Below are 14485 nucleotides of genomic sequence, written 5' to 3' on the forward strand. Positions count from 1 at the left end.
TCGGCTGGTCGGGGCGTCGTCCGGTCGGGTCATTCGTGGTAGTCGAACGGCGCCGCGGCGCTCGCGACGGCCGGGCCGCGCAGGTGCGAGCGACCCTTCCCGACGCTGCGCAGGGTGTGCGCGAGCAGGTCCTCGAAGTCGGCCAGCTTGCCGTCCACGTACGCGTCGCACTCGCTGCGCAGCCGGATCGCCTCCGTCTGGGCGGCGTCCAGCACGCGGGCGGCCTCGGCGTGCGCGGCCTGCACGACCTCGGTCCCGTCGACCAGGCGCGCCTGCTCCGCCCGGCCCTCCTCGATCGCGCGCTCGTAGTTGGCCCGGCCCGCCTGGACCATGCGGTCGGCCTCGGCGTGCGCCCGGCCCACCAGGTCCTCGTACTCCTGGCGGCCCGCGGAGACGGTGCGCTGCGCCTGGTCCTCGGCCTCGGCGACCATCCGCTCGGCCCGGGCCCGGGCCTCGGACAGCATCCGCTCGGCCTCGTGCTGCGCCTCGGCGACCATCCGCTCGGAGTCCGACCGCGCCTTGCTCAGCGCCTGGTCCGCGTCGTGCTGCGCCTTGCCGACCAGCTCGTCGCGGTGGTCGAGCACGTCCTGGGCGTCGTCCAGCTCCGCCGGGATGGCGTCGCGCACGTCGTCGAGGAGTTCGAGCACGTCGCCGCGCGGCACGACGCACCCGGAGGTCATCGGCACGCCACGCGCTTCCTCGACGATCGTGACCAGCTCGTCGAGGGCCTCGAACACCCGGTACACGTCACACTCCTCGCGCCCACAGCAGTACCCGTCCTAGTGTGCCCTGCCGATCTCTTCGCCGCCGGGAGATCGGCAGGGCGTGTCCGGCTAACGGGTGATGTCCACCAGGACGAAGCTCGCGTAGTGGTCCGACGTGTAGAAGTACAGCTTCGGGGTGGCGTTGCCGGTCACGATCCGCCGCGCGCCGCGGGTGGAGACCCCGGGCGTCTTGACCGTGTACTCCCGGTAGTAGCCGGTCGAGCACGCCGGGAGGATGCCCTCGCGGTTGTAGAAGGTCTGGTTGTCCTGCGGATACGGGTACGGCCCGCCCCGCTGGACCAACCTCACGGTGTCGGTCGCCTGGACGGGCAGGGCGGAGAGGGCGACCTTGCGGAAGCCGGACGTGTCACCGCACGCGGCCTGCGCGACCGCGACCGACTCGGCCGCGACCGCCTGGGTCGAGGTGGTGAACGTGCCCGCGAGGACCAGCAGCAGGGAGAGCAGCACCTTCGCGGTGCGCGATGTGATCTCGCTCATGCCAGTGAACGCTAACCGCACCCAGCGACGAAGAGGCGGTCCTCAAGTTAACGGACCGTGACCGGTCAACGACCCTCTGCGCGCCTGGCCGTGAGCCGGTCCTTGATCGACGGCGGCACCAGGCTCGTCACGTCGCCGCCGTAGGTCGCCACGTCCTTGACCAGGGAGCTGGCCAGGAAGCTGTAGATCGGGTTCGTCGGCATGAACAGCGTCTCGACCCCGCTGAGCTGGTAGTTCATCTGCGCCATCTGCAGCTCGTAGTCGTAGTCGCTGACCGCGCGCAGGCCCTTGATGATGGCCTGGACGTCGTTCTCCCGGCAGTAGTCGACCAGCAGGCCGTGCCAGGAGTCGACGCGGACGTTCGGCCACTGCGAGGTGACCTCGCGCAGCATCTCCGTGCGCTCTTCCACCGAGAACAACGTCTTCTTGGTCTTGTTGATGAGCACGGCGACGACGACCTCGTCGTAGAGCTTCGCCGCTCTGCCGATGATGTCCAGGTGTCCGTTGGTGGCCGGGTCGTAGGAGCCGGGGCACACGGCACGCGTCATGGTTTCGGACGGTAGCACCCGATCGGACGCGTCCACTCCGGTGCGTGGTCGGCATCACCCGGAGGCGTCGACCTGTTCGGCCCAGTGCAGCGCCGTGTCGCCGTATCGCTTGCTGCGCAACGATTCCACCGGACTCGGCCAAATCGGTTCAGGACTGCGCGCGTCGCGTTCCACGACGATCAGCGACCCCGGTTTCGTCCAACCGTTCGTGACCAGCGCCGCGAGGAGCCGGTTGAGCTGCCCGTCCGTCACCGCGTAGGGCGGATCGGCGAAGACGACGTCGCACGCCACCTCCGCCACACCGCCCACCACGGCCTCCGCGGTGCGGTTCACCACCGTCGCGCCGGGCAGCGCGACCACCTTGGCGTTGCTCTTCAGGACTTCGGCAGCCCGCTTGTCCGACTCCACGAACGTGGCGCTCACCGCACCCCGCGACAACGCCTCGAACCCGAGCGCCCCCGACCCCGCGTACAGGTCGAGCACCACCGCGCCGTCGAGGTCGAGCAGCGTCTCCAACGAGCTGAACAACGCCTCGCGAACCCGGTCGGAGGTGGGACGGGTACCCCTCGGCGGCACTTGCAGCCGGCGGCCACCGGCGGCGCCCGCGACAATCCTGGTCACCGGGTCATCGTCCCACCGCGAGCGCCTGCCACCACCCGTCGACCTCCGGCGGCTGCTCCACGTCGATCCGCTCGCCGGGCCGCGGCACGGCCAACGGCACCCCGTGCGCCTTCGCCTCGCGCCACACCCGGTCGACCGGCTCGGACCAGTCGTGGAACGCCAGGTTGAAGGTCGCCCAGTGCACCGGGATCAAGAGGCCACCCCGCACGTCCCGATGCGCCGTGACGCCTTCTTCCGGCGTCATGTGGATGTCCGGCCAACCGGGCCCGTAAGCACCGATCTGGATCAAAGAGGCGTCGAACGGACCGTGCTCCTCGCCGATCGCCCGATAACCGTCGAAGTAACCGGTGTCGCCGCTGTAGTAGACCCGGTGCGCCGGCCCCTTCAGAACCCACGACGCCCACAGCGTGTTGTCCCGCTGGAAGCCGCGGCCGGAGAAGTGCTGCGCCGCCGTGGCCACCAACGTGACGCCGGCCACCTCGTGCGACTCGTCCCAGTCCAGTTCCACGATCCGGTGCTCGGGCACGTCCCACCGGCGCAGGTGCGCCCCGATGCCGAGCGGCACCACGAACACCGCGTCCGTGTCCGCGGTCAACGCCCGCACCGTCGCCAGGTCGAGGTGGTCGTAGTGGTCGTGCGAGATCACCACCGCGTCCACCGGCCCCACCTCGGGCAACGAGTGCGGCACGGGGTGCAACCGACGCGGACCGACCACTTGCGACGGTGAGACCCGGTCACTCCACACGGGGTCGATCAACACCCGCGCCCCGTCGATCTCCACCAACGTCGACGCGTGCCCGTACCAGGTGATGTGCAACCCGTCCGCCGAACCAACGGTCGGCGGCACCAACGGCACCTCACCGACGGGCCGCCGCTGCTGCCCACCGAAGAACATCTCCCGCACGGTCCCCGCCGCGCCGTCCGGCATCGTCCGCGTGCTCGCCGCGTTGTGGAACTTCCCGTCGCGATACCGGGGCGACCGCCGCACCCGCTCCCCACCGGGCTTCCCACCCAACGCCAACGACACATCCCGCGCCGCCCAGGCAACAACACCGGCCGTGAGAGCGAACAACCCGACAGCGACCTTCTTCATGCCACCACCAACGCCGCCCCGAACCCCCCGGTTCCCCCGAACGCCCGATGTGGCCGCGAACACTCAAGCCCGCTCCGCTTTCCGCACATCGCGCCGGAACCGCGGCCTCCGGAACCACGGCCTCCGGAACCACGCCCGCCGCAACAGCTGATCCACCACCACAACGGACCCGGAACACCAGCACCTAGGCCCGATTTGACATGGGTTCGGGCGCCATAGGCTGGACGAAGCCGGGCAGGCTTGGCGGGTGCTTTTTCCGCCATGCCTGCCCGGCTTTGGCCTGCCTGGGGTGCCCGTAAGGGCCCCATGTCAAATCGAGCCGGAAGTGACCTGCCCGGAGCCGCCCAAACCCGAGCCGACCTCAACCCGGTCCAGCCCAAACCCGAGCCGACCCCGAGCCGGCCCACCTCACTCCAGCACGATCAACAAATCCCCACCCTCGACCTGCTGCACCCCACGCACCGCGAGCCGCTTGACCCGCCCGGCCTTGGGCGCCGTGATCGCGGCCTCCATCTTCATCGCCTCGATCGTCGCGATCGTCTGCCCGACCTCGACCTGCTCGTCCTCCGCCACGCTGGGCGTGACGACCCCGGCGAACGGCGCCGCGACGTGCCCCGGGTTGCCCCGGTCCGCCTTCTCCGCCACGGGCACCTCGGCCGCGATCGACCGGTCGCGCACCTGGATCGGCCGCAACTGCCCGTTCAACGTCGCCATCACCGTGCGGATACCGCGCTCGTCCGCCTCACCGATGGCCTCCAGCCCGATCAGCAGCCGCACCCCGGGCTCCAGGTCGACCTGGTACTCCTCCCCCGGCTTGAGCCCGTAGAAGAAGTCCTTGCTGCCCAGCACACTCGTGTCGCCATACGCCTCCCGGTGCGCCTGGAACTCCTTCGTCGGCGCCGGGAACAGCAACCTGTTGAGCGTCGCCCGCCGGTCGTGCTCCAAGCCCTTCAGGTCGTCGTCGGTCAGCTCCGCCACGCCCTTCGGCGCGGCACGCCCCTGCAACGCCTTGCTCCGGAACGGCTCCGGCCACCCGCCGGGCGGGTCGCCCAGCTCACCGTGCAGGAACCCGATCACCGACGCCGGGATGTCGAACCGACCCGGGTCCGCCTCGAACTCCTTCGGCGAGACACCCGCTCCGACCAGGTGCAACGCCAGGTCGCCCACCACCTTGGACGACGGCGTCACCTTCACCAGCCGACCGAGCATCCGGTCGGCCGCCGCGTACATGGACTCGATCTCCTCGAACTTCTGCCCGAGCCCGAGCGCGACCGCCTGCGTCCGCAGGTTCGACAGCTGCCCACCGGGGATCTCGTGCGAGTACACCCGCCCTGTCGGACCGGGGATCCCCGACTCGAACGGCGCGTAGACCTTGCGCACCGACTCCCAGTACGGCTCCAGGTCGCACACCGCGCGCAGGTCCAGACCGGTCGCCCGGTCCGTGTAGTCCGTCGCCGCCACGATCGCCGACAACGGCGGCTGCGACGTCGTGCCCGCCATCGACGCCACCGCGCCGTCCACCGCGTCCACCCCGGACTGGATGGCCGCCAGGTAGGTGGCGAGCTGCCCACCCGCCGTGTCGTGCGTGTGCAGGTGCACCGGCAGGTCGAACTCCTTGCGCAGCGCCGTCACCAACCGCGCCGCCGCCGGCGGGCGCAGCAGGCCCGCCATGTCCTTCACCGCGAGGACGTGCGCACCGGCGCCCACGATCTGCTCGGCCAGCTTGAGGTAGTAGTCGAGCGTGTAGATCCGCTCGTCCGGGTTCGAGAGGTCCGAGGTGTAGCACAGGCACACCTCGGCCAGCGCCGTGCCGGTCTCGCGCACCGCCTCGATCGCCGGCCGCATCTGCTCCACGTCGTTGAGCGCGTCGAAGATCCGGAAGATGTCGATACCCGTCTTCGTCGCTTCCTCGACGAACGCGCTGGTCACCGCCTCGGGGTACGGCGTGTAGCCCACCGTGTTCCGGCCGCGCAGCAGCATCTGCAGCGTGATGTTCGGCACCGCCTCGCGCAGCGCCGCCAGCCGCTCCCACGGGTCCTCGGCCAGGAACCGCAGCGCCACGTCGTACGTCGCGCCGCCCCACGCCTCCAACGACAGCAGCTGCGGCGCCATCCGCGCCACGTGCGGCGCGATCGCCAGCAGGTCCTTCGTCCGCACCCGCGTCGCCAACAACGACTGGTGCGCGTCGCGGAACGTGGTGTCGGTGACGGCCAGCGCCTTGCTCTCCCGCAGCCAGCGGGCGAAGCCCTCCGGACCCAGCTCGTCCAGCTTCTGCTTCGACCCCGCCGGCGGCTCGGCGTTCAGGTCGACCACCGGCAGCTTCACCCTCGGGTCCACGACGGACGGGCGCGGGCCGTTCGGCTTGTTCACCGTCACGTCGGCCAGGTAGGTCAGCATCCGCGTGCCGCGGTCGGCGGAGTGCCGCGCCGTCAGCAGGTGGGGGCGCTTCTCGATGAACGACGTCGTGACCCGGCCCTCGAAGAAGTCCGGGTCGTCCAGCACCGCCTGGATGAACGGGATGTTCGTGGACACGCCGCGGATGCGGAACTCGGCCACCGCGCGCCGCGCGCGGGCCACCGCGGCGGAGAACGTCCGGCCGCGGCACGACAGCTTGACCAGCATCGAGTCGAAGTGCGCGCCGATGACCGTGCCCGCGCCGGTCGTGCCGCCGTCCAGCCGGATGCCCGAGCCGCCCGGCGAGCGGTAGGCGCTGATCATGCCGGTGTCCGGGCGGAAGCCGTTGGCCGGGTCCTCCGTGGTGATGCGGCACTGCAGGGCCGCGCCGCGCAGCTGCACGGTCTCCTGGCTCAGGCCGAGGTCGTCCAGCGTCTCGCCGCTCGCGATGCGCATCTGCGACTGCACCAGGTCGACGTCGGTGACCTCTTCGGTGACCGTGTGCTCGACCTGGATGCGGGGGTTCATCTCGATGAAGACGTAGTTGCCGTTCGGGTCGAGCAGGAACTCGACGGTGCCGGCGTTGCGGTAGCCGATGTGCCGGGCGAACTTGACGGCGTCGGCGCAGATCCGGTCGCGCAGCCCGGGGTCCAGGTTCGGCGCGGGCGCGATCTCGATGACCTTCTGGTGGCGGCGCTGCACCGAGCAGTCGCGCTCGAACAGGTGGATCACGTTGCCCCCGCCGTCGGCGAGGATCTGCACCTCGATGTGCCGCGGCTCGACCACGGCCTGCTCCAGGAACACCGTCGGGTCGCCGAACGCCGACTCCGCCTCGCGTGACGCGGCTTCCAGGGCTTCCCGGAGCGCGGCGGGGGCTTCCACCCGCCGCATGCCGCGCCCGCCACCGCCCGCGACGGCCTTCACGAAGACCGGGAACGCGATGTCCTCGGCGGCCCGGACCAGGGCGTCGATGTCGCTGGACGGCTCGCTGGACTTGAGCACCGGCAGGCCGGCGGCACGGGCCGCGGCGATCGCGCGCGCCTTGTTGCCGGTCAGCTCGAGCACGTCCGAGGGCGGGCCGACGAACGTGATGCCGGCGTCCGCGCAGGCCTTGGCCAGCTCGGGGTTCTCGGAGAGGAACCCGTAGCCGGGGTAGACCGCGTCGGCGCCCGCCTTGCGCGCCGCCTTGATGATCTCCTCGACGGACAGGTAGGCCCGGACGGGGTGGCCGGGCTCGCCGATCTCGTACGACTCGTCGGCCTTCAGCCGGTGCAGGGAGTTGCGGTCCTCGTGGGGGAAGACGGCAACCGTGCCGGCGCCCAGTTCGTAGGCAGCGCGAAAGGCCCGGATCGCGATCTCGCCGCGGTTGGCGACAAGAACCTTGCGGAACATGCGGCGTTCCCTCCCGGTTACTCGGCGAGTCCCGCCCGAGCGCGGGCGGGACTCGATGAATCAAGGCACGCTACCGTGCGCTTCCCGCCCCTCGGGAGTTCCATCCCACGTGACGGACGTCATCGTGATCGGTCACTCCTCCGGTCAAGGCGGGCGCGACCTGGGATCACGCCCCGGGATTCTCCCTTGCGAGGTCGCGCGGCGCAGCCCCCACGCGTGCGGCGGATTGACGTCCGCGCGGCGGGACCCATACCCCACCGCCCGCCGACCGGCGTTCGCCCCGCACGGTGGATCACCGACTCGTTACGGTGCGTTCGCTGCATCGGGTGACTACGGGCGGCGACTTCTCGGTAGGGTTGGCCCATGGCCGGGGCTGAAGGGACTGGGCAGCCTGCTGCCCGCACCCATTTCGACGTCGTACTGCGCGGGTACAACCAGCGTCAGGTGAACGAACGGGTGACGCGGCTCGAGTTCGACCTCAAGAACTCGAACCGGGCCCGGGAAGCGGCGTCGGCCCAGGTCGCGGAGCTGGGCAAACTGCTCAACTCCACCCGCGCCGAGCTTGACAAGGTCAAGTCCCAGCTGGGCAAGCTGGCCGCGAGCCCTTCCAGCGCGTCCAACGTCACCGAGCGCGTGCGCGTGATGATGACGTTGGCCGAGGAGGAGATCGCCGACATCCGCAAGGCCGCGCTCGACCAGGCCAACGCCACCCGCGCCGAGGCCGAGCGGGCGGCGGCCGAGGGCAAGGCGGCGCACCACCGCGCGATGGGCGAGCTGGAGGACCGGCGGCGGCAGCTGGAGGCCGCCCACCAGCAGCGGACCACCGAGCTGGAGCGGCAGTTCGACGAGCGCCGGGCCGAGCTGGAGCGCTCCCACGAGGAGCTGCGGGCCAAGCTGACCGCCGAGCACGAGGCGTTGATGGCGGAGTCCCGCGCCGACCGCGAGAAGCTCACCGGGGAGTTCGAGGCCAAGACCGCCGAGCTCGAGGCGAAGCGGGTCGAGCTGGAGCAGAAGTACAAGGGCTACCACGACGACCTCGACAAGGAGTACGACGAGCTGCGCACCAAGCTCCGCAAGGAGCACGAGGTGCACGTGGTCGAGGCCAAGGCCGAGGCCGCGAAGCTCCTCGAAGCCGCTCAGGCCGAGGCGGCGGCGCTGCGCGCGGAGACCGAGAAGCAGGTCGCCGAGCTGGAGTCCGAGGCGCTGGCCAAGGCGGAGAAGGCGGTGAGCGAGGCGAACGCGCTCGCCGAGAAGACCGTCACCGAGGCGAACGCGCTCGCCGAGAAGACCATCTCCGAAGCCGACGCCCGCGCCGAGCAGACGGTCACCGAAGCCGACGCCCGCGCCGAGCAGACGGTCACCGAAGCCGACGCCCACGCGAAGAAGACCATCACCGAGGCCGACGCCCACGCCGACCGCCGCACCACGGCGGCCGACGAGAAGCTGGCCGAGCTGCACCGCGTGCACCGCGCGTTGAGCGAGCAGTTCGCCGCGGCGCAGGAAGCGGTGTCCCTGGCGGTGGCCACGCTCACCCCGCTGGACGAGGAAGCCGCGGCCGACGACCAACCCGCCGACGCGGCCGCCGACCGTGCCGCCGACAAGGCGACCAACACCGCCGACGCCGGCGACGCGCCGACCAAACCGGCGACCCCCAAGCCCGTGCCCGCCAAGCCCGCCGGCCCGAAGCCCGCCGACAGCAAGCCGGCCGACACCAGGCCTCCCCACCCCAAGCCGGCCGACGGCAAGCCCGCCACCAAGGCCAAGGACGTCGACCCGTCGGAGCAGCCGACCACCCAGCTGCCTGTACCCAAGGGCAGGCAGTCCAAGTAGGTCCGCGCCCCCGCTCACCGGGACAGCTGGTTACCGGGCAGCCGGCTACCGGGCAGCCGGCTACTGGGGCAGCTGGTCGGCCGGCACGACCTCACCCGGCGCCGGCACGGTGATCTCGACCGGCTCGCCCCACCCGCGGAACCGGGTGGTCGACTGCTTCACGACCTTGCCGTCCAGCTCGAACCGGTACTCGGCCCGCACCGGCGCGCTGGTGTCGTCCACCCACACCGACGCCGAGATCGTCACCCCGTACTCGGCCAGCTGGGTGTGCTGCAGCTGGATGTCCTGGTCCTCGATGACCTTCGCCATCTTCAACGCGTCGACCACCAGGTCGAACCGCGTCGTCGGCACGCCGTCCACCTGCTCGGAGGACCGGCCCACGATCAACGCCGCCCGCGGCTGCACGTAGTCCAGCTCCGCGCCCGGCGTCGCGCTCGGCCCGAAGCCGCGCAGCAACGCGGACACCTCGCCACCGCTCGCCGACGGGTAGAAGCCCCACTTCTTGCCCGCGGGCATCGGCGCGCCCTCGACCTGCACGTACGTGCCGTCGCGCACAACCACCAGCGCGATCTTCTTCGGCTGCCCGCCGGTCGACACGTCCATCGTCATCGAGCCGGTCACGCCGTCGCCGTCGCGCCTCAGCGTGCCGTCCACCACGTTGCGCACCTCGGTGGCCTGCCCGTCCGAGGCGAAATTCTCGGTGTGGAACGTCGCCGTGCCCAGCTCCGCCTGCCGTTGCCCGATGCGTTCGGCGAGGACCGCCAGATCGCCCTTGGGCAGCGAGGACGTGGTGGGGGCCTGGTCACCGGCGGGCGCCGCCGTGCAGGCGACGAGCACCAACGGAACCAGGGCGAGCAGGAATCGGCGCACAAGCCAGGGTAACCAACAGGCCGGCCGGCCCTTCCCCACGCACCCGCACCGGGCCGACCAGTCGTCCGAACCCCGAGCCGACTCGGCCCCCCGGGCACCGGGCCACCCGCCACCGCCCAGCCCACCGACCCCCGGCCGCCCAGCCCACCCGGCCACCCGGCCACCCGGCCACCGGCCAGCCCACCGGCCCACCGACCACCGGCCACCGGCCACCGAGCGGCCTACGCCTTCTCCAGGTACTCCGCCCGCTCGTCGTCCAACAACCCCGCCACGAGCCCGGCCAACCCCGGGTTCCCGGTCAGCTCCGGGTCCGCCTCCACGACCTCCTGCGCCACCACCCGGGCCTCGGCGATCACGTCCTCGTCGCGCAGCAGCGACAGCATCTTCAGCCCCGACCGCTTCCCGGACTGCGCCGCGCCGAGGATGTCGCCCTCGCGCCGCAGCTCCAGGTCGAGCTGCGCCAGCTCGAAACCATCCAAAGTGGACTCCACCGCCCGCAGCCGCTCCATCGTCGACGTGCCGTCGGGCATCTCGGTGACCAGCAGGCACAGCCCCGGCGCGCTGCCCCGCCCGACCCGTCCGCGCAGCTGGTGCAGCTGGCTGACCCCGAACCGGTCCGCGTCCATGATCACCATGACGGTGGCGTTGGGCACGTTCACGCCGACCTCGACCACGGTCGTGGCGACGAGCACCTGCACCTCGTTCGCCGCGAACGCCCGCATCACGGCGTCCTTGTCCTCCGGTGCCATCCGGCCGTGCAGGATGTCGATCCGCAGCCCGCGCAACGGCCCCTCGGCCAGCTTGTTCGCCACGTCCACCACCGCGAGCGGCGGCCGGCGGTCGGAGCCGTCGTCCTTCGGCGAGCCCTTGGCGGACTCCTTGCCCGGCCCTTCTTTCGGGGGGACCTCCCCGTCGTCCTCCGCTTCGCCGTCGCCGATGCGCGGGCACACCACGTACACCTGGTGGCCCTTGCCGACCTCCTCGTGGATCCGCTGCCAGGCCCGGTCCAGCCAGCCCGGCTTCTGGGCCACGGGCACCACGGACGTGCTGATCGGCGAACGCCCCTGCGGCAGCTCGCGCAGCGCGGACACCTCCAGGTCGCCGTACACCGTCATCGCCACCGTGCGCGGGATCGGCGTGGCCGTCATCACCAGCACGTGCGGCGTCGACCCGCCCGCGCGCCCGCTCAGCGCGGCCCGCTGCTCCACGCCGAACCGGTGCTGCTCGTCCACCACGACCAGCCCCAGGTCCGCGAACTCGACCTTGTCCTGGATCAACGCGTGCGTGCCGACCACGATCCCGGCCTCGCCGGACACGATCTCCAGCAACGCCCGCTTCCGCGCCGCCGTCGCCATCGACCCGGTCAGCAGCGTCACCCGCGTCGCGTGCTCGGCCCCGCCCAGCTCACCGGCCTGCCCGAGGTCGCCGAGCAACTCGCGCAACGACCGCGCGTGCTGGGCCGCGAGCACCTCGGTCGGCGCGAGCATCGCCGCCTGCCGCCCGGCGTCGACGACCTGCAACATCGCCCGCAGCGCCACTATCGTCTTGCCCGAGCCGACCTCTCCTTGCAGCAGCCGGTTCATCGGGTGCTCGCCGGACAGGTCCCGGACGATCTGCTCGCCGACCTCGCGCTGCCCCGCCGTCAGCTCGAACGGCAGCCGCGCCTCGAACGCGTCGCGCACCAGGCCGTCCCGGGGCGGGCACGCGGGCGCGGGACGGGCCGTCGCCGAACGGCGGCGCTGCGCCAGCGTCAGCTGGACCGCCAGCGCCTCGTCCCACTTCAACCGCTGCTGCGCGACGGTGATCGCGGCCCAGCCGTCCGGCCGGTGGATGTCGCGCAGCGCCTTCTCCAGCCCGATCAGCCCGCGCTCGGCCCGCAACGACTCCGGCAGCGGGTCGTCCGCCACCCCGTCCCACACCGCGAGGACCTGCTCGACGCAGTTGGAGACGTTCCACGACTGGATGCCCTGCGCCGCCGGGTAGACCGGGATCATCGCCCCGGCGAAGTCCGCCGCCGCCACGCCCTCGCCGTCGAGCACCTGGTAGTCAGGGTGCGCGAGCTGGAGCTTGCCGTTGAACATGCCGACCTTGCCCGCGAACATCGCCTCGCGCCCCGGCAGCAGCTCCCGCTCGACCTTGCGCGAGCCGCGCCCGAAGAACACCAGGTGCAGGTCGCTGGTGCCGTCGGTGATCACGGCCTCCAGCAGCTCGCCGCTGCGCGACTTCATCCGCCGCTGCCGCGCGCTCTTGACCCGCGCCTGCACGGTGACGTGCTCGCCCAGCTCCAGCCCGGCGATCTCGGTCAGCTTGCCGCGCTCGTCGTACCGGCGCGGGTAGTGGCGCAGCAGCTCGCCGACGGTGGTCAGGCCGAGCCCTGCCTCCAGCGCGTCGGCGCTCTTCTTGCCGAGCACCGACACCAGCTTCTCGTCGAAGGTCGTCATCCCGGCCTATTCAACTACTCGACACCGACAGTCAGCAGCGCGTCGCGCTGCCCGCCCGGGTACGCGGCGAGCTCGACCTCCGGGTGGGCGACGCGCAGGTGATCTTCCAGCACCCGCTCGACGCCGTCCGGGGCGGCCCGTCCCCACAGCACGGTGACCAGCTCGCCGCCGCTGGCGAGCATCCGGTCGACCAGCCGGCACGCCAGCGCGCCCACGCCGGCCGGGTCGGGCTCGATCAGCACGACCTCGCCGTCCACCATGCCGAGCAGGTCGCCGGGACGGCACCGGCCGACCCAGGTGATCGCCTCCCGGTCGGACACCGCGACCTCGCCGCGCCGGGTGGCCGCCGCCGCCTCGGCCATGGCGACCACGTCGTCACCGGCGCGCCGGGACGGCGAGTGCACGGCCAGCGCCGCCAACGCCTGCACCGGCGAGAACGTCGGCACGACCACGACGTCCTGACCTGCGGCGACGGCCTGCGTGACGGCCTCGTCCAGCGGTTCGCGCCACGTCGGGTCGCCGGGCAGCACGGTCACCTGCCGCGCCCGCGTGCCCACCACCACGGCCAGCAGGTCGGCCGCCGTCACCTCGTCACCGGGCTCGAACACCACCGCGCCCTCGGACCGGAACAGCTCCGCCGCGCCCTCGCCCTCGACCAGCACGACGATCGCCCGGTCGCGCACGAACCGCGGGGCCTGGGCGGCGATCTGGTCGGCGAAGCGCGCCACCGTGATCCGGTGCGGCCGGCCGGCCCGGATGCCCGCCTCCACCGCCGCGCCGATGTCGTTGCAGTGCACGTGCACGGTCCACAGCGCGTCGCCGTCGCCGACCACGGACACGCAGTCGCCGATGGCCGTCAGCTCGGCCTTCAGCGCCTCCACGTCCGGCGAGCCGTCCAGCAGGTACATGACCTCGTACTCGAACTCCGCCGACCCGGCCTCCCGAGCGGTGGTCAGCGGCTCGCGCGGCACCGTGGCGACGACCGGCACGTCCTCGACGACCCGCCCGGTGATCACCGCCGCCAACGTGTCCAGCAGCACGACCAACCCCCGCCCGCCCGCGTCGACCACACCGGCCCGGGCCAGCGCGGTCAGCTGGCGCGGTGTGTCGGCCAACGCCTCGGCGCCCGCCTTCGCCGCGACCGTGACCACCTCGTCCAGGTCGTCGGACGCGCAGTCGCGGGCCGCCTCGGCCGCCGCGTGCAGCACGGAGAGCACGGTGCCCGCGACCGGCTCCGAGACCGCGGCGGTGGCCAGTTCGTCGGCCCGCCACAACGCCCGCCGCAACGACGCTCCGGACGCCGTGGAGGCGCCTTGAGCGGCCTCCGCCAGGCCGCGCAGCACCTGCGACAGGATCACCCCGGAGTTGCCCCGCGCACCGGCCAGCGCACCCCGCGCGAGCGCGCCCAACGCCGCGCCGACCGTGTCGACGGGTGTCCTGAGCAGCGCGTCCAACGCCGAGCGCATCGTCTGGAGCAGGTTGGTCCCGGTGTCGCCGTCCGGCACGGGGAACACGTTGATGCGATCGATGTCCTCCCGGTGGGCGTCCAGGGACCGAACGCAGGCGTCCGCCCACTGGCGCACCGCGACCGCATCGAGAGCCTGCATGCCGGCGAGGGTATTCGACCCGGTTTGGTGGCAGAACGCGCCACCGGCTACCCTGTCTGGGTTGCCATGCCCGGCTGAGGCTTGTGCACGCTTGCGCGCCCGCCGGGGCGTGAGTATCGATCAGGAACCTTAAGGAGTGGCTGACGTGGCTGCCGTGTGCGACGTCTGTGGCAAGGGGCCGGGCTTCGGCCATTCTGTCTCGCACTCCCACCGGAAGACGAACCGCCGGTGGAACCCGAACATTCAGACCGTGCGCGCGAAGGTTTCCTCTTCGACGCGGCAGCGGCTGAACGTGTGCACCTCGTGCCTGAAGGCGGGCAAGGTGGTGCGCGGCTGATGACCCGCGCCTGAGCTTGGCGAAAGGCCCCCGGAACCACGTTCCGGGGGCCTTTCGGCGTCTGGGGGCCGTTCTTCGCGGGCTTGGGGC

The 14485-nt window shown here is 71.9% G+C and carries 11 protein-coding genes; 2 read left to right on the top strand and 9 right to left on the bottom strand.

Annotated features, from left to right (window positions below; translation table 11 throughout):
• Nucleotides 1-29: 29 nt before the first annotated feature.
• The 6 genes from ACZ7GX_RS09630 to ACZ7GX_RS09655 form a co-directional block, all read right to left on the bottom strand.
• On the bottom strand, nt 30-746 hold the full coding sequence (locus ACZ7GX_RS09630) for a DivIVA domain-containing protein (RefSeq protein WP_498774738.1): 717 nt from the start codon (nt 744-746) through the stop codon (nt 30-32).
• Between the two features lie 87 nt (nt 747-833).
• Complete coding sequence (locus tag ACZ7GX_RS09635) at nt 834-1262, bottom strand: guanyl-specific ribonuclease (protein ID WP_498774740.1); 429 nt, start codon at nt 1260-1262, stop codon at nt 834-836.
• 65 nt (nt 1263-1327) lie between these two features.
• A complete protein-coding gene (coaD, locus tag ACZ7GX_RS09640) occupies nt 1328-1810 on the bottom strand; it encodes a pantetheine-phosphate adenylyltransferase (RefSeq protein ID WP_498774742.1) in 483 nt (160 codons plus the stop codon).
• A gap of 54 nt (nt 1811-1864) precedes the next feature.
• Nucleotides 1865-2431, bottom strand: a complete 567-nt coding sequence (gene rsmD / locus ACZ7GX_RS09645; protein WP_498774744.1) for a 16S rRNA (guanine(966)-N(2))-methyltransferase RsmD — start codon at nt 2429-2431, stop codon at nt 1865-1867.
• Nucleotides 2432-2435: 4 nt separating this feature from the next.
• Entirely contained in the window at nt 2436-3524 is a 1089-nt protein-coding gene (locus ACZ7GX_RS09650; protein WP_498774746.1) for an MBL fold metallo-hydrolase, read from the bottom strand.
• A 408-nt stretch (nt 3525-3932) separates the two neighbouring features.
• The gene (locus ACZ7GX_RS09655) at nt 3933-7310 is read right to left on the bottom strand and encodes a pyruvate carboxylase (protein WP_498774748.1); all 3378 of its coding nucleotides are present in this window, start codon (nt 7308-7310) and stop codon (nt 3933-3935) included.
• Between the two features lie 456 nt (nt 7311-7766).
• On the opposite strand from ACZ7GX_RS09655, the gene ACZ7GX_RS09660 reads away from it, so the two are divergent.
• Nucleotides 7767-9140: a hypothetical protein gene (locus ACZ7GX_RS09660; protein ID WP_498774750.1), complete on the top strand. Its 1374-nt coding sequence runs from the start codon at nt 7767-7769 to the stop codon at nt 9138-9140.
• Nucleotides 9141-9200: 60 nt separating this feature from the next.
• Here ACZ7GX_RS09660 and ACZ7GX_RS09665 read toward each other — a convergent pair whose 3' ends face one another.
• From ACZ7GX_RS09665 to ACZ7GX_RS09675, 3 genes are all read right to left on the bottom strand, one after another.
• Nucleotides 9201-10010: an SCO4651 family lipoprotein gene (locus ACZ7GX_RS09665; protein ID WP_498774752.1), complete on the bottom strand. Its 810-nt coding sequence runs from the start codon at nt 10008-10010 to the stop codon at nt 9201-9203.
• Nucleotides 10011-10231: 221 nt separating this feature from the next.
• On the bottom strand, nt 10232-12451 hold the full coding sequence (gene recG / locus ACZ7GX_RS09670; RefSeq protein WP_498774754.1) for an ATP-dependent DNA helicase RecG: 2220 nt from the start codon (nt 12449-12451) through the stop codon (nt 10232-10234).
• A 14-nt stretch (nt 12452-12465) separates the two neighbouring features.
• Nucleotides 12466-14058 carry a DAK2 domain-containing protein gene (locus ACZ7GX_RS09675; protein WP_498774756.1) on the bottom strand — a complete coding sequence of 531 codons (1593 nt, stop codon included), beginning with the start codon at nt 14056-14058 and terminating at the stop codon, nt 12466-12468.
• Nucleotides 14059-14203: 145 nt separating this feature from the next.
• On the opposite strand from ACZ7GX_RS09675, the gene rpmB reads away from it, so the two are divergent.
• Nucleotides 14204-14395, top strand: coding sequence for a 50S ribosomal protein L28 (gene rpmB, locus ACZ7GX_RS09680; protein WP_033437952.1), 192 nt, complete (start codon nt 14204-14206; stop codon nt 14393-14395).
• Nucleotides 14396-14485 lie beyond the last annotated feature (90 nt).

This window comes from Actinosynnema sp. NPDC037264, assembly GCF_055603705.1.